Origin of the sequence: Clostridium cylindrosporum DSM 605, assembly GCF_001047375.1 — a bacterium.
GTDB lineage: Bacteria > Bacillota > Clostridia > Clostridiales > Caloramatoraceae > Clostridium_AB > Clostridium_AB cylindrosporum.
In genome coordinates this window covers 17,760-39,195 of record NZ_LFVU01000004.1, presented here as the reverse complement: position 1 = coordinate 39,195, position 21,436 = coordinate 17,760, and the positions used below count along the sequence as shown (strand labels likewise).

Below are 21,436 nucleotides of genomic sequence, written 5' to 3'. Positions count from 1 at the left end.
ATATGTTTAAACGTCAAACACTTATTTCTTTAGCTGTTATTATAGCGATTATCGGAATAATAAGCTTTGGTACAGTTATATATACAGAAAACAAAGCCTACAAAAACTATATTCAGGCACAGTATCAAATGAGGATTTATAGTCTTTTGGAAAATGTAAAGAATATGCAGGTGTCTTTATCTAAGGCAACTGTATCCCAAACTCCAGGTCAAAGAGTATTGTTATTTGAAGAAATATCTAGGCAGGCAGAGGGAGCTAAAAATGAACTACATAACTTGCCACTTGCCAATGAATCCATAGCTCAAACCTCTAAGTTTTTAACGCAAGTTTCAGATTATACATATACATTAGTAAAGAACACTAATAGAGGAGCTGATATAGATCCTAAGGAAGCTAAGACAATAGAGGAACTTAAAGACTATTCTTCATATCTAACTCTTCAATTACAGTCTCTTGAGAAGGATGTAGCTGAGGGTAAGATAGATTGGAAGCAAATAAAGGATCAAGTTAGTGGCAATGTAAATAGTGCTTTAAAGGAAAATAATGTAGATATTAAATTTCAAAATATATCTAATCAAATGAATGATTATCCTACTCTTATTTATGATGGACCTTTCTCTGATAAAGTACTTAACATAAAACCTAAGATTTTAGAAGAGAAACTTGTATCGAAGGATGTAGCACTTCAAAATGCAAAGGATGCTATTGGTGCTGATAAAATTCAAGGTATTAAGTTTACAGGTGAATCAAGTAGGATGAATATTCCAGCCTACACCTTTGCTGCAAACACAAAGGGTGAAAAGAATTCTACAGTTAATATAGCTATAAGTAAAAACGGTGGTAAGATAATCTACATGCTTAATAATCGTGATGTAAAAACTGATAAATTATCAGTAAAGGATGCGGTTATCAAGGGTAGGGAATATATGAAGTCTAAAGGGTATCAAGATATGATACCACTATATGCATTAAGATATGACAACGTAGCAATAATTAATTACGTATACGTAAAGGATAGCGTTGTTATATATGCTGACCAAATTAAAATTAAGGTTGCCCTTGATAATGGTGAAGTAGTAGGTGTGGAAGCAAGTACATATCTTAAAGATCACAGTAAACAAAGATATATACCAAAGCCAAAAATTGACTACAAAAAATACCAGGATCAAATTTCAAAAAAATTAAAGGTAGAAAATATTAGATTAGCATATATTCCTATAGATTCAAGTAGAGAAGTTCTATGCTATGAATATGTAGCAAGTAAAGATGGTGAAAAGTATATAATCTATATAAACGCTGAAACAGGTAAGGAAGAGAATATTCTAAAGGTTATAGAAACACCAAATGGTGAATTGACTATGTAATTTATATAGAAATGCTACTGAGAAATCAGTAGCATTTTTTATAAGACAATACATACTTACGGTGAAGCTTTCCTTACATATAAAGGGCGCATATAGAATCCCCACCCCCTTTATGATATAATAATAGGGTTAAAAAACAGACGTTTTTGATTCTGTGCGAAGGTGGGGAAGTTAAGTGATGAGAAAGCCAATAGGAGTATTCGACTCAGGAATCGGAGGACTTACTGTTGCAAAGGAAATAATGAACATACTACCGAATGAAGATATAGTTTATTTTGGAGATACTGCAAGGGTACCCTATGGGAATAAATCTAAGGAAACTATAAAAAAGTTTTCACTTCAAATATCTAGATTTTTAGAAACAAAGGATGTTAAGGCTATTGTTATAGCTTGTAATACAGCATCTGCCTTTGCCCTTCAAGCTGTAAGGGAGAATTTTAACATTCCTATAATTGGTGTTATTTCTCCAGGGGCTAGAGCAGCTGTAAGTGCTACAAGAAATAATAAAATAGGTATTATTGGGACAGAAGGAACAGTTTCAAGTGGTGCTTATTCTAAAGAGATAACTTCTATTAAAGAAGGTACTGAAATTTTTTCAACTCCATGTCCTTTATTTGTTCCTATAGCAGAGGAAGGATGGAGTGAAAAAAAGGTTTCATATATGATAGCTGAGGAATACTTAGAAAATATGAAGACTCTTGGAGTTGATACTCTTGTTATGGGATGTACACACTATCCTTTGCTAAATAAGGTTGTTCAAGATGTTATGGGGGATAAAGTTAAGCTTATTAATCCAGCCAAGGAAACAGCTTTAGAACTTTTAGATAGGTTAACTGAAATGGATTTGAAAAATGATGAAGATGTTAAAGGAGAATATAAGTATTATGTAAGTGACAATTCATCTAAGTTCATAGAAGTTGGGGAGAGGTTCCTAAATAGAGAGATTGATAATATACTAGAGATAGATATAGAGAAATATTAATTATATTTTAGATTAATATTTAAAGGAGGTGGCTATTGTGAAGAGTAAATCAAAGAAGGTTATGATCACTGTAAAGACTATTCAAAGCTTTGGTGAAGAAGTTGAAGAAATAGAACTAGTTACTGAAGGGTTATTTAGTAAGCTTAATGATATTTATATTGCTGAATATGAGGAAAGTGAAATTTCAGGAATGAAGGGAACTAAGACTAGTATTAAGATAGGCTCTGATGAGGTGAATTTATTTAGAGAGGGTACAACTACATCACATTTGCTTTTTAAATTAGGTAATGATCATATAAGCCTTTATGGTACTGAACATGGAGCCTTTGAGGTTGTAGTAAAGCCAGGAAGAGTTAGTATTGACGTTAACGAATGCGGTGGAAGAGTTGAACTTGATTATATTATAGAAACCCAGGGTACAAATATTAGCGAAAATAAATTGGTATTAACAATTGAAGAAATAAATTAAATAGTTTAAATGAGAGTGCTCCTAATGCCTTTAAGTCTGTGAAGAAAAGTATTAGGAGCACTCTTGTAGTTTGTCTATATATTTGATGCTTATACTAATTAGTATAGCTATTTTCTATAAATAATAAAGTAATAGAGTGTTTTTTTGTGAAAAATAAAAGGAATTTTAACTATTATAAAGAATAGATATTAATACGGAGGTGAGTAGTATTGATTTTGAATGCTTCCAACAAGATAGCGGTTAAATGTAGTGAGTGTGGAAAGTATAATGTATCTGATTTTAACATGTTCAACTTAAAAGTTAATAATACTATAAGGTGTAACTGTAATAAGGATATTGTGTTGATAGGATTTAATGCTACTGATATTATCCTTAAAATAAGTTGTATAGCATGTGATAATTATCATATATATAATATAAAAAGGAAAGATATCCTAGAAAAGAATATTAATATAGTAGCATGTCCGGATTCTGGTATGGAGATTGCTTTCTTTGGAAAGACTCCTTATATTGATGATATTATAGAAAAATATATGAATGATATGTTAAACCTATTAAAATTTATTGGAGTTGTTGAAGATAAAAGTAAAAGGGTGTTAAAATAATACTAAACAGGATAGGTGTATATAGGAGGAATTTAAAGTGAAACTTTTTATTGATACTGCAAATGTCGAAGAAATTAGAGAAGCAGAAAGCTGGGGGATAATATCCGGAGTTACAACTAATCCTTCACTTATAGCTAAAGAGGGTAGAGATTTTGTTCAGGTTGTTCGTGAGATAGCTGAAATAGTTAATGGACCTATTAGTGCGGAGGTTATAAGTCTTGAGTCGCAAGGCATGATTAATGAAGGACGTGAACTTTCAAAGATACATCAAAATATAGTAGTAAAAATTCCTATGACAATTGAAGGTCTTAAAGCTGTAAAGGTTCTTTCAAGTGAAGGAATTAAGACAAATGTTACTCTTATTTTCTCATCAGCACAGGCATTACTTGCTGCGAAAAGTGGTGCAACATATGTTAGTCCTTTTGTTGGCAGATTAGATGATGTAGGTCAAGAAGGGATAAAGCTAATAGAGGAGATAGTTTCTATGTTTGAAATACATGGTATAGAAACAGAAATTATTTCCGCAAGCATAAGACATCCTATTCATGCTATTAACTCAGCTCTAGCTGGAAGTCATATATCAACAGTTCCTTTTAAAGTACTAAAACAAATGACTCAGCATCCACAAACTGATATAGGTATTGAAAAGTTTATGAAGGATTGGGAAAGTTTTGAAAAATAGTAATTAAAAAGCTCTTTTTAGGGAATTTTATTCTCTAGGGGAGCTTTTTCTATGGTTTAGATTGTAATGTATTTACTTTAAATATTTAAGTTAAATGAGGTGTAGAGGATGTATCTGATTTGCTCCATGGGACCTAAAATAAATACTATAGCTGATATTGAAAGGTTAGTTAATGCAGGTATGACTACTTCAAGATTTAACTTTTCTCATTCGCAATATAGTAAAATAGAAAAACTTATTAAAGACATAAAAAGAAATTATCCAAGTGTCCAAATAATGCAAGATTTACAAGGGAATAAACTTAGAGTTTCGAAAAGGTTTGTAGGAGAAGTTCTTATTAAAAAAGGTGAAAAGGTATTATTCTGTCTTGATGATATGTATATAAATAGATTCAAAGTATCAAAGTATCCTCTTATTCCAATTAATTATGAAGGGGACTTTTTAGATCTTTTAGGTGCTAGAGAGATATTTATGAAGGATGCAACTATGCATTTTAGGATAATTAAAAAGGATTCAAGATTTATTATGGCAGAGGCAGTAAAAGGCGGGGTTATAAGGGAGGAAAAAGGGATTAATCTTCCAGGTATAGATAGAAAAAGGCTTCGGATTTCTGAAAAAGATAAAAAGGATATTGAATGGGGAGTAAAAAAAGGTGTTGATATTATATGTGCATCCTATGTATCAGGAAAAAAGGATATAGAAGATGTTAGAAGGTGCATTGAAAGTTACTCTAATATAGAAGGATTTAAGTATCCTAAGGTTTGGTCCAAAATAGAATGTCAAGAAGGCATGGATAATATTGACGAAATTCTAAAGATAAGTGATGGCATAATGCTAGGGCGTGGTGATCTTAAAGCTGAGGTTCCATATTACATGATACCTATTATTCAAGAAGGCCTTTTAAAGAAAATGAAGAATAGTGATAAACCATTTGTTATTGCTACATATGTTTTAGAATCATCTAAAAAGGAAAAAATGCCTACAATTGGAGAACTAAATGATATATATAATTCTATTAAGCTAGGGGTTAATGGATTTATGTTAGCTGGGGAAGTAGGTACATCGAATAATCCAAGTTTTGGGGTGGAGATTTTAAAGGATCTTATAGAAAAATATACTAAATAAACTATACTATTTAATAATTAATATAACATATTGATTTAATAACTATAAACATAAAGACATATTATTGACACACTTTAAAAAAGTTGTATATAATTGAATTAAAAGATTTGTAAGTGTATAGCACATTGGGAGGATATAAGTATGGATAGAGATCTAGCCTTAGGATTAGTTAGAGTAACAGAGGCCGCAGCGTTAAATTCTGCAAAACTTATGGGTCGTGGTGATAAGATTGCAGCAGACCAAGCAGCTGTTGACGGTATGAGAAAGACTTTTGACCTTCTAAATATTAGGGGAACAGTAGTTATTGGAGAAGGAGAAATGGACGAGGCTCCAATGCTTTATATAGGTGAAAAAGTAGGGCATGGTGGAGAAGATTCTATAGAGGTTGACATAGCAGTAGACCCACTTGATGGAACAAACCTTGTTGCAAAAGGGGTTCCTAATGCTATAGCAGTTGTAGGGATCGCAAGAAAGGGATGCCTACTTCATGCACCAGATATGTATATGGATAAGATAGCTGTAGGACCAAAGGCAGCTGGATGTGTAAGTCTTGATGCACCTTTAAGTGAAAACATAATAAATGTTGCAAAGGCACTAGGGAAGAAAGTTGAAGATGTAACTGTTATTATGCTTGATAGAGAAAGACATCAACATCATATGGACGAGGTTAGAAAAGTTGGAGCTAGAATGAAGCTTATTACAGATGGTGATGTGGCTTCAGCAATAGCAACTGGTTTTGAAGATACAGGTGTAGACATAATGGTAGGAAGAGGTGGAGCACCTGAGGGAGTTATAGCGGCTTGTGCTATGAAGTGCCTAGGTGGAGACATGCAAGGAAGACTATACCCTGAAACTCAAGAAGAAATTGATAGATGTAAGAAAATGGGTATAGATGACTGTAGTAAGATCCTTACACTAGATGATTTAGTTAAAGGTGATGAAGTGTATTTTGCAGCTACAGGTGTTTCTGATGGAGACCTTTTAAAGGGAGTTGTTAACTACCAAAATGATATAGCAAAAACTCAATCAATAGTTATGAGAGCGAAAACAGGAACTATTAGATTTGTGGATACAGTTCATAATTTAGCAAAAAACAAAAGATAATATTTTAATGTACTATATAGGGTATCTTCTAAAGATGCCCTTGTTTTGGTTAGATGTTATGATAATAAAGTAATAGGTGCTTATAGTAATTTTCTATAGAATTTTTTAATAGAAACATGTTATTAGATTGCGAATTATTGAATAAATATATTTTACTTTACATTTTCAAAGGTGAAATATAAAATGTATAAGTAAAGGTAATAAAAGTATCTAATTTATATACCATTTAATTAGTCGAAATGTCAAAAGTCATGTCGAGATTATATTTCAGATATTTATTAACTAATGTAATATGTCAATAGATTTTATTTTCGTTGAAGTTATAACTTTAGATTTATATAGAATAGGTAGTATAAGTTATATTACCTAAGATTCTCATAGGATTAATTTTTAAGGATACAGGAGGTGTATTATGAATTTTGAATCGCTTAAAGAAAAAACTCTGGATGAACTTAGGCATATTGGTAAGGATATGGGGATTAAGGCAGTGTCTAAGTATAGAAAAAGTGAGTTAATTGAGCAAATTTTAAATTTTGATAATAAAAAGGAAGAAAAAGAAGAAGAGGTTCCAGAGGTTATTGAGAAAGTTATAGAAGAAGAAGTAAGACCTGCTATTGAACTTGTGGAGAAAATAGCACCGAAGCCAAGACCTAATAATAGAGATATGAATCTTCATGATATAGATGAAGATAAGAGAAAGAAAATGCAAGCCCTTCTTGCAGACTCAGATACAGTTGAAGGTATATTTGAACATATTGATAACCAGTCATATGGATTTCTTAGAATAGATAATTATCAACAAGGTCAAAGAGACATTTACGTATCTCCATCACAAATTAGAAAGTTTGGTCTTAGAACAGGTGATAAGATAAAGGGGAAGGCTAGATTTCCTAAGGAAACTGAAAAGTATAAGGCACTTGTATATCTTCAAGAGGTTAATGGGGGAAGCCCTGATAGAATTATAGGAAGAAGTCATTTTGATGATTTAACTCCTATATATCCAGATAAAAAGATGGATCTTGAAACTATTGGAAGTGATATGTCTACAAGACTTATAGATATATTATCGCCTGTTGGTCGTGGACAAAGAGGAATGATAGTTGCACCTCCAAAGGCTGGTAAAACTGTTCTTATCAAGAAGATAGCAAATGCAATTGCAAAGAACCATCCTGACATAGAACTTATAGTACTTCTAATAGATGAAAGACCGGAAGAAGTTACAGATATGAAAAGAAGTATTAAGGGAGATGTTGTATACTCAACATTTGATGAAGAACCAGATAGCCATGCTAGAGTTGCAAAGCTTACATTAGAAAGAGCAAAAAGACTTGTTGAAATGAAGAAAGATGTTGTTATACTAATGGATAGTTTAACAAGACTTGCAAGGGCGTATAACCTTATTATTCAACCTACAGGTAGAACTTTATCCGGGGGACTTGACCCTGGAGCATTAACTCAGCCTAAGAAGTTCTTCGGAGCGGCAAGAAACCTAGTTGAAGGTGGAAGTCTTACTATTCTTGCAACTTCACTTGTAGAAACAGGTAGCAGAATGGATGAGGTTATTTTTGAGGAATTTAAGGGAACAGGTAATATGGAACTTCATCTTGATAGAAGACTTCAAGAAAGAAGAATATTCCCTGCAATAGATATAAATAAATCTGGAACGAGAAGAGAAGATCTTATTTTAACTCCAGAGGAAATTAGTGTTTCAACAAGTGTTAGAAGACTTCTTTCAAACAACGTTTCACATGAAGCTACAGAAAAGTTACTTAATATAATGACTAAAACCCAATCAAATAAAGAGTTTGTGGATATTTTTCCTAAAATTGCAAAGGATGAAAATCTGCTATAAAGTGGTTGATTAAAAATATTCACTATGTTATAATATTGGAGTTGACATGGAAGGAAACTGGGGATAACTTCGGTTTCTAGTGAGCTTGACAGATTATATAGGGCATTAGTGTCTTTTAAAAGGTAGTAATCTACAAATAAGTAGAAACTTAAAATATTAACTTACAGTAAGAAAGAGGTGAAACGCATGAGAGAAGGAATTCATCCAAACTACAACAACGAAGCAGTTGTAAAGTGTGCTTGTGGAAATAATTTCACAACAGGATCAGTTAAAGATGAACTTAAGGTAGAAGTTTGTTCAAAGTGTCATCCTTTCTACACAGGAAAGCATAAGGTGCTAGATACTGGTGGTAGAATAGAAAAGTTCATGAAGAAATACAATTTATCAGAATAATAAAGGGCCGGAGAATACCGGTCTTTTTTTATATCCAAAAACTCATAAATTATAAATTTCATTAAGTTTAAATAGTATATGTTTTGGAGTATAATCATAATAAGGAATTGTGAGAGGTTTTATTATGATTGGAGTAATAGATAGAATAAATGAAAAATTTGCAGTTGTAGAATTTGATGATGGTTCTATGCAAAATATACTGCTTGATAAGATAAAGGGAAAAGCAGAAGAAGGGGATGTTATATACTATAAGTGTGGCCTTTACCACATAGACTTAAATGAAACTAATAAAAGAAAAAAGGAAGCAGATAGCTTTCTAGATTTATGGGATTAAGGAGATGTTTATGGCGAAGAAAACGAATATAGGTGGCCAGGCAGTTATAGAAGGTGTGATGATGAGAGGGCCAAGTACCATAGCCCTTGCAGTTAGAAAGGAAAATGGAGAGATATTTGTTAAGTCGGATAAAAACGTTCCACTATCAAAGAAAAATAAGTTTTGCTCCCTTCCTATTATAAGAGGAACCCTAGCACTTTTAGAATCTTTAATGCTTGGTACAAAGATGCTTTCTCATTCAGCAGATATAGTTGAGGGAAATGAGGAGAATATAGATAGAAAAAAAGATTTTAAAGAAAAGCTAGTTTTAGTAACTACTCTTGTTATATCATTTGGAATTTCGCTTTTATTATTTGCTCTACTACCAACCGTAGTTGCAGATGTTGCAAAGAATGTTACTAGTAATACAATTATAATTAATCTTTTTGAAGGGTTAATAAAGGTTATAATATTTCTTGCTTATATCTATTTTATTGGTAAAATGGATGATGTTAAAAGGGTATTTATGTATCATGGTGCAGAGCATAAAACTATATTTTGTTATGAAGCAGAGGAGCCTTTAACTGTTGAAAATGTTAGAAAATATACTACACTTCATCCTAGGTGTGGAACTAATTTTATGCTTACAGTTATTATTGTAGGTATTTTAGTATTTTCAGTTTTTGGTTGGCCGGATCTTAAGGTAAGAATACTGCTTAGAATAATAATGCTTCCTATCATAGCTGGAATATCATATGAATTTATAAAATGGCAAGGGGGGAGTGATTCCCGTTTTGCTAGAATACTATCAACTCCAGGACTATACCTTCAAAAGCTTACTACAAAGGAACCAGATGACTCACAAATTGAGGTTGCAATAGAAGCACTTAAGGCTGCGGGTAAAGAAGGAGAAGATGATAGATGGTAAAGATATATATGGCAATGAAGGAAGGCTCTGATCTATTAGTAGGATTATCAACATCTCTGCTTGATTCTCAGTTATTACTTTGTCATGTTTTAGGAGTAGACAGAAGTTACCTATTCCTTAATAGGGAAAGTGAGATTAGTGAAGATAAGTATAAAGAGTTTTTGACTCTTATAAACCTTAGAAAAAGCGGGAAACCTCTTCAATATATAACAGGTTTCCAAGAATTTATGGGACTTAACTTTAAGGTGTCTGAGGGAGTGTTGATACCAAGATGTGACACTGAGGTTTTAGTTGAAAATGTAATAGAAATTGCAAAGTATATAAAATCACCTGTTATTGTAGATGTAGGATGTGGAAGTGGAGCTATATCAGTTTCCCTTGCAAGTTTTATAAAGGATTCAACTGTATATGCACTTGATATTATGGATACTCCAATAAAGGTAACAAAGGAAAATGCGCTTCTTAATAATGTTGAGGATAGGGTAAATGTACTAAAGTCAGACATGTTATGTAGCGTTAAAGATAAAAAGGCTAATATTATAGTATCCAATCCGCCATATATAAAGCGTGATGTTATAAAAACATTAATGACAGAGGTTAAGGACCATGAGCCAATGTCGGCTCTTGATGGAGGAGAAGATGGATTGATATTTTATAGAGCTATTACAAAGGATTCAGTAGGTATTCTAAGTGAGAATGGATACCTAGCATATGAAATAGGTCATGATCAAGGTGAGGATGTTCGGGATATTATGATCCATGAAGGCTTTAAAGATGTAGTAGTTATTAAAGATTTATCAGGACTTGATAGAGTGGTTATAGGTCATATGTAGCCATGTTGTAATATTACCATAGATTCAAAGATTTTACTTGTAATTACAAATAAAGATGTGTAAATCAAAATAGTATGATATAATAAAAAAACGTAAACTTGTATTTGGAGTGAGGAATAATGTTAGATAAATTAGATTTTATAGAAGAGAAGTACGAAGAACTATCAATAAAAATAAGCGATCCTGAAGTAGTTTCAGACAATAGTCTATTCCAAAAGTTATGTAAGGAACATAGCTCACTTGAGGAAATCGTTATTAAATATAGAGAATATAAAGATTCTAAGAAAAGAATAGAAGAAGATAAGGAAATGCTTCAAGATAAGCTTGATAGGGATATGAAAGAGCTTGTTGAAGAAGAATTAAAGGAGCTTATTGCTGCTAATGAGAAGCAACAAGAAGAGCTTAAGGTTCTATTGCTTCCTAAGGACCCTAATGATTCTAGAAACGTATTTGTTGAAATTAGAGGGGGAGCAGGAGGAGAAGAAGCTGCTCTGTTTGCAAGTGTTCTATATAGAATGTACACAAGATATGCTGAAAGAAGTGGTTGGAAAACTGAAATTATGTCACTTAACGAAACAGGTATAGGTGGCTTTAAGGAAGTTGTATTTATGATAAAGGGTCATGGAGCCTACTCTAAGCTTAAATACGAAAGTGGAGTTCACAGAGTACAAAGAGTTCCAGATACAGAAACAAGTGGTAGAATACATACATCTACGGCAACTGTTGCGGTTCTTCCAGAAGTAGATGATGTTGAAATAGATATCAACCAAAATGATATTAGAGTTGACGTATTTAGAGCATCAGGTAATGGTGGACAATGCGTTAATACTACTGACTCGGCTGTTAGAATGACACATGTTCCAACAGGAATAGTTGTTTCATGTCAAGATGAAAAGTCACAGCTTAAGAATAAGGAAAAGGCACTTAAGGTTCTTAAAGCAAGAATATACGAGATAGAGCTTGAAAAGCAAAGAAGTGAAATTGCAAAGGACAGAAAGAGTCAAGTTGGTACTGGAGATAGAAGTGAGAGAATAAGAACTTATAACTATCCACAGGGAAGAATTACGGATCATAGAATTGGTCTAACTATATATAGAATGGAAGCATTCCTAGATGGAGATATTGAAGAAGCTATAGAAGGATTAATTACTGCAGATCAAGCGGAAAAGCTAAAGGATCTTGGAGAGTAAATAAATATGAGGCGCCTTATAATCAAGTTGTGGTTTAAGGCGCCCTTTCATAATATTTATTAGAACTTGGAGGATGATTATGAAAAGTTATAAGGTAGATGGTTATAAGTTTGTTGTTTTACCTATAATAATAATGCTTGTTATAATTATAAACGTATTTTTGCTTTTCAAGGACACTTATATGTACATAAATATACTTAATATAGGAATTGATATAGTTTTACTTTTTGTATACTTTAGATTGTTTATATACGATATAAATATAGACAATAAAGAGATTAACTTAAAGAGACTTTTTAGCAAGAAAAAAGTATTGATTTCAGAAATTAAGTCTTTAAGACAAGGCGGAATATTAAGTCTTTTAAGAACAGAAAGAGGTAGGTTTTTTCTAATAACATCTAAGAAAGATAGAGAAGTTATTAGGGAACTATTTAAAGATCTGTAAAGTATAAGGTGGGGAGAGATATGAGCATAAAAAAGGCCTTAAAGAAGGAGAAATTTAAAAGAAAAAGAGACATAATTATAAGTATAATAATAATGGTTTTTATGGCTTATTTCGTAGCTGTTTTGGCAGAAAATGAAGTGTTAATAGGCTTTGATTCATACTTTTCCTTTTTTTATGTAATTGTAATAGACTTTTTGCTTCTCATTAATATCATTAGAATATTATCAGAGGAGAAAATAAGTTTTGAGGTTCAAGAAGAGAAGTTGAAAATAGATGGGGGTTATTTAGCACCGAGCTACATATTACCACTTAAAAAAATAGTATATGTAGATGTACATAGTATCTCGCCAAAGGAATTCTATGTTTTATTAGTAATAAATAAAATTCATAGGAAAAAGTATAAGGATTATAATAATTTCTTTGTAAAGAGAAATCCTCATTATTCTTCAGGTCTTGAATTTGTAAAGGGAAAATACTCTGAGGAAGAAAAATTTAGTTTTATAGAAATTAAAAAAAGTGGTTCAAGAAAATACTATCTTTTATATGTACTTTATAAATCGGCTCATAATATAGTATTTTCGAAAAATGCTATAAAATATATTAAAACATTTGTAGATGAATATAAATTATAATGAATATAATCTCCTAAGATAAAATAAATTTAACTAAAGAGAACTATCTTAAGGAGAGAAAACATTGAGTAATATATTAGTAATAACCTTAATTGCAGGAGGTGTCTCCTTTCTTGGAACCTTACTTGGAGGAATTATTGGGGTATCATTTAGAAGTAAAAGTAACACATTGATTTCTAGTATTATGTCTATTGCTGCGGGACTTATGATAGCAGTTGTGACTTTTGACCTTATTCCAGAGGCTATTCATATTGGAGGGATAACCCTTGCACTAATTGGAATATTTGTTGGAGTTATATTTGTTACTCTTATGGATGTATATCTACCTTCGATTCCTATGGTCAAGGCACATGGAAATCATATAAAGACCTCTATTCTACTTGGAATATCACTTGCGGCTCATAACTTTCCAGAGGGACTTGCGATAGGTTCTTCATTTGCAACTGGTCAAAGTCTTGGAATAGGGCTTTGCATTATTATTGGTCTTCATGATATACCAGAGGGGGCGACTGTTGCTGCACCACTTCTTAAAAGCTCTATGTCAAGGGGAAGAATACTACTTTTAACTGCATTAACTGCTCTTCCAACTGCTATAGGTGCGTTATTTGGAGTAGTTATAGCAGAAGTGTCAAAGATTTTTATAACCCTATCACTTGGATTTGCAGGTGGGACGATGCTGTACATAGTTTGTGGAGAATTAATTCCTGAAAGTAAGAGTTTATTTAAAGGAGTATTTTCTACTATATCTGTAATTATAGGTTTAGTTTTAGGATTAATTATTACTACCATAGTATAAACTTTGCTGTACCTAGGAGGAAAAAATGGATACTAAGGTTTACTATATAGATAATGATGCTGTGATTAATGAGGCAGCGTATTTAATAAAAAAAGGGGAGACAGTTGTTTTCCCAACAGAAACAGTTTATGGACTTGGGGCAAATGCATTAGATGAAAAGGCATGTGAAAAGATTTTTATGGCTAAGGGAAGGCCACAGGATAATCCTTTAATAGTTCATGTAGATAATAAGGATATATCAAAGTTTGTTAAGAGTATACCTGAAAATGTTAAGATTCTAATTGATAGGTTCTGGCCAGGACCATTAACTATTATACTTGAGAAAAAGGATATTATTCCAGATAGCATAACTGGAGGACTTAAAAGTGTTGCTATTAGAATGCCAGAAAGTACAATTGCAAGAAAGCTTATAAAAGCATCAGGTGTTCCTATTGCGGCACCATCTGCAAATCTTTCAGGCAAACCATCTCCTACTACAATTGATCATTGTATTAGGGATTTATCTGGTAGAGTAAGTATGATTATTGGTGGAGTAGAATGTAGATGTGGACTTGAATCTACTGTTGTTGAGGCTGGTGAAACTTCGGTTACTATATTAAGACCAGGTGAAGTAACCAAGGAGATGATTGAAGATCTAGGAATCAAGGTTGATATAGACCCTACAATAATGGAAAGCCTAGGGGATGTTGTTCCAAAGTCTCCAGGGATGAAATATAAGCACTATGCACCGGATTCTGATATGACTATAGTTACGGGAGACCTTAATAAGGTAATAGATTATATTAATAACGAAGCTAAGAAAATTGCATTAGAAGGCAAAAGAGTTGGAATTATTGCAACAAATGAGACTCTAGGGGAGTACCATAATGGAACTGTTTTAAGTATAGGTTCCAGGGGAAATTTAAATGAGGTAGCATCTAAACTATTTGATGTGCTAAGAGAATTTGATAAAATAGGTGTAGACTATATTTTAAGTGAAGGATTTATAGATGAAGGCGTTGGACTTGCAATTATGAATAGACTAAAAAAAGCTGCAGGTCATAAAGTTATTAAACTTTAACCTTTAGGAGGGGAAAATATGAAATTGTTATTCGTTTGTACAGGAAATACCTGTAGAAGTCCTATGGCTCAGGAAATAGCGAAGAAGGTTTTAGCTGAAAAGGGAATAGACGCAAAGGTTTCATCTGCAGGAATATATGCCTTTATGGGAACATCTGCATCGGAAAACTCATTAAAAGTTATGGAAGAAATTGGACTTGATTTATCAAATCATATGGCCTCTTTACTAGATAGAAAAATGCTAGAAGAAAATGACATTATTCTAACTATGACACAGGGACATAAGGAATCTATTATAAGCTCTGCCCCTGATTTTAAGGATAAAATATATACATTTGGAGAATATATAGGAATAGGAAAAGATATAATAGATCCATTTGGTGGAAGTGTAGATGTATATAGAAGTTGTAGACAGCAGCTAGAGGACTACACCTATAAACTTTTAGAGATTATTTAGAATATATAAATATTTTAAGCTGTTAACAGGAATACTTGTTAACAGCTTATGTTTTTTTTACAAAATACCAGAGATTTCATGCATATTAAGGTTGTGCATATTAGGTAAATGTTATAGAATTATTAGTTGAGAAGGTTTAGGAGGTCTAAATATGAAAATTGCATTAGGTTCAGATCATGGTGGATTTAACTTAAAAAATCTAATTATAGATCATTTAAAACAAAAAGGTATAGAATGTGAAGACTTAGGATGCCATAGCACAGATTCATGTGATTACCCAGAATTCGGACTTAAGGTAGCTAAGGCTGTTAAGTCAAAGGAATACGATTTTGGTATCATAGTTTGTGGTACAGGTATTGGAATATCAATAGCAGCTAACAAGGTTCCAGGAATTAGAGCTGCTCATTGTACAGATTCATTTACAGCTAGAGCAACAAGACAGCATAACAACTCTAATATATTAGCACTAGGTGAAAGAATAACAGGGCCATCAATAGCTCTTGATATTGTAGATGCTTTCTTAAGTACAGATTTTGAAGGCGGAAGACATGAAAAAAGAGTTAATATGATAGAAGAAATAGAAAAAGAATACTTAAAGTAAAATTTTTTAATACACAGGAGGCTAATATGAATAAGGTAATAGTTACAGATCACCCACTAATTCAACACAAACTTTCAATAATGAAGGATAAAAATACTGGTTCAAAGGATTTTAGAGAGCTTTTAGAAGAAATTTCAATGCTTATGTGTTATGAAGTTACTAGAAACTTCCCACTTGAAGAAGTTGAGATAGAAACTCCTCTTTGCACTTCAAAAACTAAAATGTTAACAGGTAAAAAGGTTGGTATAGTTCCAATACTAAGAGCAGGTCTTGGTATGGTAGACGGAATGTTAAAGCTTATACCAGTTGCAAAAGTAGGACACATAGGATTATATAGAGACCCTGAAACATTAAAGCCAGTAGAATACTACTGTAAGCTTCCAATGGATATTACTGAAAGAGAAATAATCGTTACTGACCCAATGCTTGCAACAGGAGGATCAGCAGCAGATGCTGTAACTCTACTTAAGGAAAAGGGAGCTAAGAACATAAAACTTATGTGCCTTCTTGCAGCACCAGAAGGAATAGAAGCTTTCCATAAGGTTCATCCAGAAGTTAACATATATGTAGCACATATAGATGAATACCTAAATGACCATGGATATATAGTTCCAGGTCTTGGAGACGCAGGGGATAGAATCTTTGGTACAAAGTAGACCAGAATGGGATGAATATTTTATTGAGATAGCTAATGTTGTTAAAAAAAGATCAACATGTCTAAGACGTCAAGTAGGTGCTGTTATAGTAAAGGATAATAGAATACTTACAACAGGATATAATGGAGTTCCACCTAAAATAGAGCATTGTGATAGGAAGGGATGTCTAAGACAAAAGCTAAACGTTCCATCAGGTGAGAAACATGAACTTTGCCGTGCACTTCATGCAGAGCAAAATGCAATAATACAGGCTGCTAAAAGTGGTGTACAAATTGATGGAAGTACACTTTATGTTACTCATCAACCTTGTATTATATGTACTAAACTTATAATGGCATCTGGTATTGTAAGGGTAGTATATGAGGGAGAATATCCTGATGCTTTATCACTTGAAATGTTAGAAGAATCCTCAATAGAAGTAGTTAAGATAGATTAAATTTAAAAGAGTTATAGAATAAAACTTGTTTTATTCTATAACTCTTTTTTTATCTGATGGAACACATTTATAAGGTTTAAATATTATGTAGTAATCAATTTAAGGTAGTAATAAATTTGATTACTATATTAAAGGGATGTGTTTTGATGAGTAATATAAAATTACAACTAGAGAGAACAATTGCAGAGGTTAGTGTTGAAGTAAATAATACTGTAATATTTGATACTAATCCTATAGTAGGAGCGAGTAATGTTGATGATGTGAACTATGACCCTACTACAGGATTAATTACACTAAATCAGCCCGGGGAATATAAGATTTCGTGGTTTGTGGCTATTCAATCATCCTTAGGAGTTAAAGGACCTGAATTTGCAATAGTAACAAGTGATATGAGAGTTTATACAGCAAATACAGCTGTTAGAACAGGTCAAATCTCAGATTTTGCCTTAATAACTGTTCCAGAAGGTGGACTAACTATTAAGCTGGTAAATAGATCTTCGGGACTAGTTGTTTATGCAAAAGATGTAAGTGTTACCGCAAGTTTAAGTATATTAAAAGCTCCTGAAAAGGGAGCAACAGGACCTAAGGGAAACACAGGACCAATGGGAGCAGCTTCACTTGGTGGTTTAGAATTACAACTAGCAGGTTATTCAGGAGCGAACCTTTCAGATACAGCAGTTGTGCCATTTGATACAATATATACTAACTTAACAACTAATATTTCTAACTCAGGTGGAAATATTCAAATTACTGCTGCAGGAAGATATATGATTGATTGGTGGATCGGTTTGTCAGGTAGTGGATCAACAAGACAAGTTAGTTTGAAATTACTAAAGGATGGAAATGAAGTAGGAATTAGCTATGTTTATGCTCAGTTTGCATGTGTAAATCATGGCAATACAATTGTTGATATAACACAAGCTGACATTGCAAAGGGCGCAGTTACAATTAAACTTATTAATAATAGTGGAGCAAGCTTAACACTTTCGCAAACTACACGACAAGGATCAATAAGAATCGTAAAAATTACTAATGGATAGTGAATAAGATATTAGGGACAAGTAATTGCCTCTAATATTTTATAAAGTGTATAACTGTATTCATATGTAATGAATATATTATTGTGAAGTAAGGACTCTGAAATAAATTAAGTTCATAATAGAGAACATTTTGAAGTGTAGTAGGAGGGGGAAAATGTCGAAGGTTGCTTTGAAATTAAATAAAGGAACATTTATATCATATAATGAAAAATATAGAAACTTTTCTAGATCTAATTATTTGTTAATAAGAAATTGTGATAATAGATATTGTAAATTAGATATATTAAAAAGTTTGATAAAATTTAATCTAGATAAAGCTATACCTGAAGGCTCTATAATTGAATGTGCTAAATTAAATTTACCAATTGAGGATTGGAAACAGTGTAGTGAAAGATATTATAATTATTTAAATATATATATAAATCAAGAACCTTTTGAAGAAAGTTGTGTGAACTGGCAGAATAGACCAAGAGTAAAGTTATATAAAACCATTAAATTATCTTATGAGGAATTAGAAGATGAATATATATCAATAGATTTAACAAGTTTGGTAAATGACTGGATTAGTGGTAATATCCCAAATAATGGGATAACATTAGGGTTAGAAAGTAAAGATATTAAATTAAGTTTGTTGAAAAGAAACAGAGAAGTAGATAGTTCAACAAACCTTGTAATTAACTATACTAGTAAGCCTACTGAAAAAAAGTCTATTGCTATTCAAGTACAATTCTTTGATTTGGGAGGAAAAATTCTTAAACGTAATGAAGAAGATTTAGTGATGTTATAGCTTCCTCCTTAGATGGTATAAGTTATGATAGTACTTTAGGAGAAATAACTATTAAGAAACCGGGATTTTATATGGCTCAATGGTGGGTAGCGGTAGCTGGAGCTGGAGAGATAAATAAACCATGCTTAGCATTAAAGGATATAAGTAATAATGCTCTAATAAATTCTGCTGGGTGTTTAAATATGCCGACTCAAATAGCAGGTAATGCACTATTTTTGTTGAAGATACTGGAAAAAGCATTAAATTAATTAATAATAGTGGTGGAGAAATTCAATTAGACAAGGCTGCTGTGCAGGCAAGTATTATTATAGTGAAGGTATAAGTTTTTGTTAAGGTAACAGAGGTGATACTGTGGAATTTAGTCTATGTATGATTGTAAAAGATGAGGAGAAGGTACTGTCTAAATGTTTAGAGAGTGTTAAGGATTTCATAGATGAAATAATTTTGGTAGATACAGGGTCAAGTGATCTAACTAAGGAGATAGGAGCAAAGTTTGGTGCCACTATATATGATTTTAAGTGGTGTGATGATTTTAGTAAAGCAAGAAATTATGCTTTTAGTAAATCAACTAAAGATTATATTTTGTGGCTTGATGCAGATGGTTATATTACACAGGACAACATAGACAAGTTAGTTAACTTAAAAAAAACACTAAATCCCAATGTAGACGTTGTTAGCATGCACTATTCATTGGTAAGAGATGAAAATGAGAATACAATATACTCATTAAGAAGAAATCGACTAGTAAAAAGGGAAAGAAACTTTAAGTGGGTTGGAAGAATACATGAGTATATTGATGTATATGGTAGGAGTTTACACTCTGATATATATATATACATCATAACAAGCATAAAGCACATACGCAAAGAAACCTTAATATATTTAGATTAATGATAGAAAATAATGAACCTTTCTCTGATAGAGATAGATTCTATTATGGGAATGAATTGTACTACAATCAATTATATGAAGAAGCTATTAAGGAATATATAACATTTATCAAATCTGAGAGAGGGTGGATTGAAGATAGAAAAACAGCTACTCTTAGACTTATAGATTGTTATAGTTTAACTGATAAAAATGAAAAAAATATAGATATAATCCTAGGTTCTTTTAAGTGGTGTAAGCCAGATGCTCAAGTTTGTTGTCGTTTAGCTGAATATTTTATAAATAAAAACCAATATAAGGATGCAATATTTTGGTATAAGGTAGCATTTATGTGTATACCAGATAAGGATAACAGGGGGATAAGTGCTAAGGAATATTACACCTGGATACCAGCAATTCAATTATGTGTTTGTTACTCTCATATAGGAGAATATGAAGCTGCTAATTATTATAATGATTTAGCAGGAAATTTTCAGCCAGAATCTCCTAAGGTTGCACATAATAGAGAATTCCTCAAGGGAAAACTAGATAAAAAATTAAATTAAAATAAAAAAAGGTAAATGCTTAAGGGGTAGTTTTGTTAAGTATTTACCTTTTTCTATACATAATAAAATTACATAACATATAATGATTTTGTAAAATAAGAAGTACTTTAGTATTTTAAGTAGGTGTAAATAACTAAGTATTATGGTAAAATTAATAACGTATATTAACCAAAATCATTTACAATATGAGGGCGTGGATTTTATGAATTTTATTATGCTTTTATTAGCGGCTATGATAATTTCTTTCTCTGCAACTCCACTGGTAAAAGGCCTTGCAATAAGGGTTAATGCAATAGATGTTCCAAAGGATGATAGAAGGGTACATAAGGTTCCTATTCCGAGACTCGGAGGACTCGCTATATACATATCATTTTCCCTTTGTTCACTAGCTATACTTGGAATGCAAAAGAATGTACTAGGAGTACTGCTCGGTGGAAGTTTAATAGTAGCTATGGGAATTTATGATGATATAAAACCCTTAAAGGCTATATATAAGTTAATTGTGCAAATAATAGCTGCACTTATACTAATAAGCTTTAATATTAAGGTGCATATGATAACGGTACCATTTGACTCAGCTGGAAATGCGGTAGACGTAACATTTCTTGCAATTCCTATTACCATACTTTGGGTAGTTGGGATTACAAATGCATTTAATCTTATAGATGGGCTAGATGGACTTGCTTGTGGAATATGTTTTATATCTTGTTTAACATTATTTGGAGTAGCGTTTTACGGAGATAGGTATACTGCAATAGTGTTAACTCTAATACTGGCAGGAGCATGTCTTGGCTTTCTCCCGTATAATTCGAATCCTGCAAAGATATTTTTAGGGGATACTGGATCTCAGTTTTTAGGATTTATACTTGCGGCTATATCTATAGAAGGAGCTATAAAATCAACTACAGCACTGGTAGTCGCTGTGCCTATACTAGCACTTGGTCTGCCTATATATGATACTTTATTTGCTATGATAAGACGAAAAATAAATAATAGACCAATGATGGAGGCTGATAAGGGGCATCTTCATCATAGACTTCTAGAAATGGGACTTACTCAAAAACAAGCAGTATACACAATGTATATTTTAAGCTCTATACTTGGAGTTTCATCAATAATTGCTATGATAGTAAGTTCAAAGCAATCCTTTGCTTTATTAGTGGTTGTTTGTGCACTTATAATAGCTTTTGCAGTAGAAATGGAGATTTTTAAAAATAAAAATAAAAGCAAAGAATAAGGAAAGAGGTGTTTACT

The 21,436-nt window shown here is 32.2% G+C and carries 27 protein-coding genes; all 27 read left to right on the top strand.

All coding sequences use genetic code 11. The features are described from left to right. The first annotated feature begins 2 nt into the window (after window positions 1-2). The 27 genes from ypeB to CLCY_RS02300 all read left to right on the top strand — a co-directional run bounded on the left by ypeB (window position 3) and on the right by CLCY_RS02300 (window position 21,419). Window positions 3-1,364 (top strand): germination protein YpeB, encoded by a 1,362-nt coding sequence (ypeB, locus tag CLCY_RS02420; RefSeq protein WP_048569550.1) that lies wholly within the window; start codon window positions 3-5, stop codon window positions 1,362-1,364. A gap of 178 nt (window positions 1,365-1,542) precedes the next feature. Next, a complete protein-coding gene (murI, locus tag CLCY_RS02415) occupies window positions 1,543-2,346 on the top strand; it encodes a glutamate racemase (protein WP_048569679.1) in 804 nt (267 codons plus the stop codon). A 37-nt stretch (window positions 2,347-2,383) separates the two neighbouring features. After that, window positions 2,384-2,815: a YwiB family protein gene (locus CLCY_RS02410; RefSeq protein WP_048569549.1), complete on the top strand. Its 432-nt coding sequence runs from the start codon at window positions 2,384-2,386 to the stop codon at window positions 2,813-2,815. Window positions 2,816-3,024: 209 nt separating this feature from the next. After that, window positions 3,025-3,420 carry a hypothetical protein gene (locus tag CLCY_RS02405; protein WP_048569548.1) on the top strand — a complete coding sequence of 132 codons (396 nt, stop codon included), beginning with the start codon at window positions 3,025-3,027 and terminating at the stop codon, window positions 3,418-3,420. A gap of 37 nt (window positions 3,421-3,457) precedes the next feature. Next, complete coding sequence (gene fsa, locus CLCY_RS02400) at window positions 3,458-4,102, top strand: fructose-6-phosphate aldolase (protein ID WP_048569547.1); 645 nt, start codon at window positions 3,458-3,460, stop codon at window positions 4,100-4,102. Between the two features lie 108 nt (window positions 4,103-4,210). Further along, a complete protein-coding gene (locus tag CLCY_RS02395) occupies window positions 4,211-5,227 on the top strand; it encodes a pyruvate kinase (protein WP_082141668.1) in 1,017 nt (338 codons plus the stop codon). 141 nt (window positions 5,228-5,368) lie between these two features. Further along, window positions 5,369-6,331: a class II fructose-bisphosphatase gene (glpX, locus tag CLCY_RS02390; protein ID WP_048569545.1), complete on the top strand. Its 963-nt coding sequence runs from the start codon at window positions 5,369-5,371 to the stop codon at window positions 6,329-6,331. A 412-nt stretch (window positions 6,332-6,743) separates the two neighbouring features. Beyond that, window positions 6,744-8,183 carry a transcription termination factor Rho gene (rho, locus tag CLCY_RS02385; RefSeq protein WP_048569544.1) on the top strand — a complete coding sequence of 480 codons (1,440 nt, stop codon included), beginning with the start codon at window positions 6,744-6,746 and terminating at the stop codon, window positions 8,181-8,183. A 186-nt stretch (window positions 8,184-8,369) separates the two neighbouring features. After that, complete coding sequence (gene rpmE, locus CLCY_RS02380) at window positions 8,370-8,576, top strand: 50S ribosomal protein L31 (protein ID WP_048569543.1); 207 nt, start codon at window positions 8,370-8,372, stop codon at window positions 8,574-8,576. A gap of 124 nt (window positions 8,577-8,700) precedes the next feature. Next, the gene (locus tag CLCY_RS02375) at window positions 8,701-8,910 is read left to right on the top strand and encodes a DUF3006 domain-containing protein (protein ID WP_048569542.1); all 210 of its coding nucleotides are present in this window, start codon (window positions 8,701-8,703) and stop codon (window positions 8,908-8,910) included. 10 nt (window positions 8,911-8,920) lie between these two features. Further along, complete coding sequence (locus CLCY_RS02370; protein ID WP_048569541.1) at window positions 8,921-9,817, top strand: DUF1385 domain-containing protein; 897 nt, start codon at window positions 8,921-8,923, stop codon at window positions 9,815-9,817. Then, window positions 9,811-10,650, top strand: a complete 840-nt coding sequence (gene prmC, locus CLCY_RS02365) for a peptide chain release factor N(5)-glutamine methyltransferase (protein ID WP_048569540.1) — start codon at window positions 9,811-9,813, stop codon at window positions 10,648-10,650. Before CLCY_RS02370 ends, prmC begins: the two co-directional genes overlap by 7 nt. A gap of 119 nt (window positions 10,651-10,769) precedes the next feature. After that, entirely contained in the window at window positions 10,770-11,840 is a 1,071-nt protein-coding gene (prfA, locus tag CLCY_RS02360; RefSeq protein WP_048569539.1) for a peptide chain release factor 1, read from the top strand. A 79-nt stretch (window positions 11,841-11,919) separates the two neighbouring features. Then, window positions 11,920-12,285, top strand: coding sequence for a hypothetical protein (locus tag CLCY_RS02355; RefSeq protein ID WP_048569538.1), 366 nt, complete (start codon window positions 11,920-11,922; stop codon window positions 12,283-12,285). Between the two features lie 20 nt (window positions 12,286-12,305). Then, a complete protein-coding gene (locus tag CLCY_RS02350; RefSeq protein ID WP_048569537.1) occupies window positions 12,306-12,917 on the top strand; it encodes a hypothetical protein in 612 nt (203 codons plus the stop codon). Between the two features lie 64 nt (window positions 12,918-12,981). After that, window positions 12,982-13,713 carry a ZIP family metal transporter gene (locus tag CLCY_RS02345; RefSeq protein WP_048569536.1) on the top strand — a complete coding sequence of 244 codons (732 nt, stop codon included), beginning with the start codon at window positions 12,982-12,984 and terminating at the stop codon, window positions 13,711-13,713. Window positions 13,714-13,738: 25 nt separating this feature from the next. Continuing rightward, complete coding sequence (locus tag CLCY_RS02340) at window positions 13,739-14,773, top strand: L-threonylcarbamoyladenylate synthase (RefSeq protein WP_048569535.1); 1,035 nt, start codon at window positions 13,739-13,741, stop codon at window positions 14,771-14,773. 18 nt (window positions 14,774-14,791) lie between these two features. Next, window positions 14,792-15,229 carry a low molecular weight protein arginine phosphatase gene (locus tag CLCY_RS02335; protein WP_048569534.1) on the top strand — a complete coding sequence of 146 codons (438 nt, stop codon included), beginning with the start codon at window positions 14,792-14,794 and terminating at the stop codon, window positions 15,227-15,229. Window positions 15,230-15,380: 151 nt separating this feature from the next. Beyond that, complete coding sequence (rpiB, locus tag CLCY_RS02330) at window positions 15,381-15,830, top strand: ribose 5-phosphate isomerase B (protein ID WP_048569533.1); 450 nt, start codon at window positions 15,381-15,383, stop codon at window positions 15,828-15,830. A 26-nt stretch (window positions 15,831-15,856) separates the two neighbouring features. Beyond that, on the top strand, window positions 15,857-16,486 hold the full coding sequence (upp, locus tag CLCY_RS02325) for a uracil phosphoribosyltransferase (RefSeq protein ID WP_048569532.1): 630 nt from the start codon (window positions 15,857-15,859) through the stop codon (window positions 16,484-16,486). Continuing rightward, a complete protein-coding gene (locus tag CLCY_RS02320) occupies window positions 16,473-16,922 on the top strand; it encodes a deoxycytidylate deaminase (RefSeq protein WP_048569531.1) in 450 nt (149 codons plus the stop codon). The genes upp and CLCY_RS02320 overlap by 14 nt, the downstream gene beginning before the upstream one ends. A gap of 146 nt (window positions 16,923-17,068) precedes the next feature. Then, complete coding sequence (locus CLCY_RS02315) at window positions 17,069-17,962, top strand: hypothetical protein (RefSeq protein ID WP_048569530.1); 894 nt, start codon at window positions 17,069-17,071, stop codon at window positions 17,960-17,962. Between the two features lie 154 nt (window positions 17,963-18,116). Beyond that, complete coding sequence (locus CLCY_RS02310; RefSeq protein WP_048569529.1) at window positions 18,117-18,749, top strand: DNRLRE domain-containing protein; 633 nt, start codon at window positions 18,117-18,119, stop codon at window positions 18,747-18,749. A gap of 71 nt (window positions 18,750-18,820) precedes the next feature. Further along, a complete protein-coding gene (locus CLCY_RS13720; RefSeq protein WP_161797097.1) occupies window positions 18,821-18,997 on the top strand; it encodes a hypothetical protein in 177 nt (58 codons plus the stop codon). A 103-nt stretch (window positions 18,998-19,100) separates the two neighbouring features. Further along, window positions 19,101-19,640, top strand: coding sequence for a glycosyltransferase family 2 protein (locus CLCY_RS13285; RefSeq protein ID WP_053083239.1), 540 nt, complete (start codon window positions 19,101-19,103; stop codon window positions 19,638-19,640). 56 nt (window positions 19,641-19,696) lie between these two features. Further along, window positions 19,697-20,182, top strand: a complete 486-nt coding sequence (locus tag CLCY_RS13280) for a tetratricopeptide repeat protein (protein ID WP_161797096.1) — start codon at window positions 19,697-19,699, stop codon at window positions 20,180-20,182. 202 nt (window positions 20,183-20,384) lie between these two features. Further along, window positions 20,385-21,419, top strand: a complete 1,035-nt coding sequence (locus CLCY_RS02300; RefSeq protein ID WP_048569528.1) for an MraY family glycosyltransferase — start codon at window positions 20,385-20,387, stop codon at window positions 21,417-21,419. The last annotated feature ends 17 nt before the right edge of the window (window positions 21,420-21,436 follow it).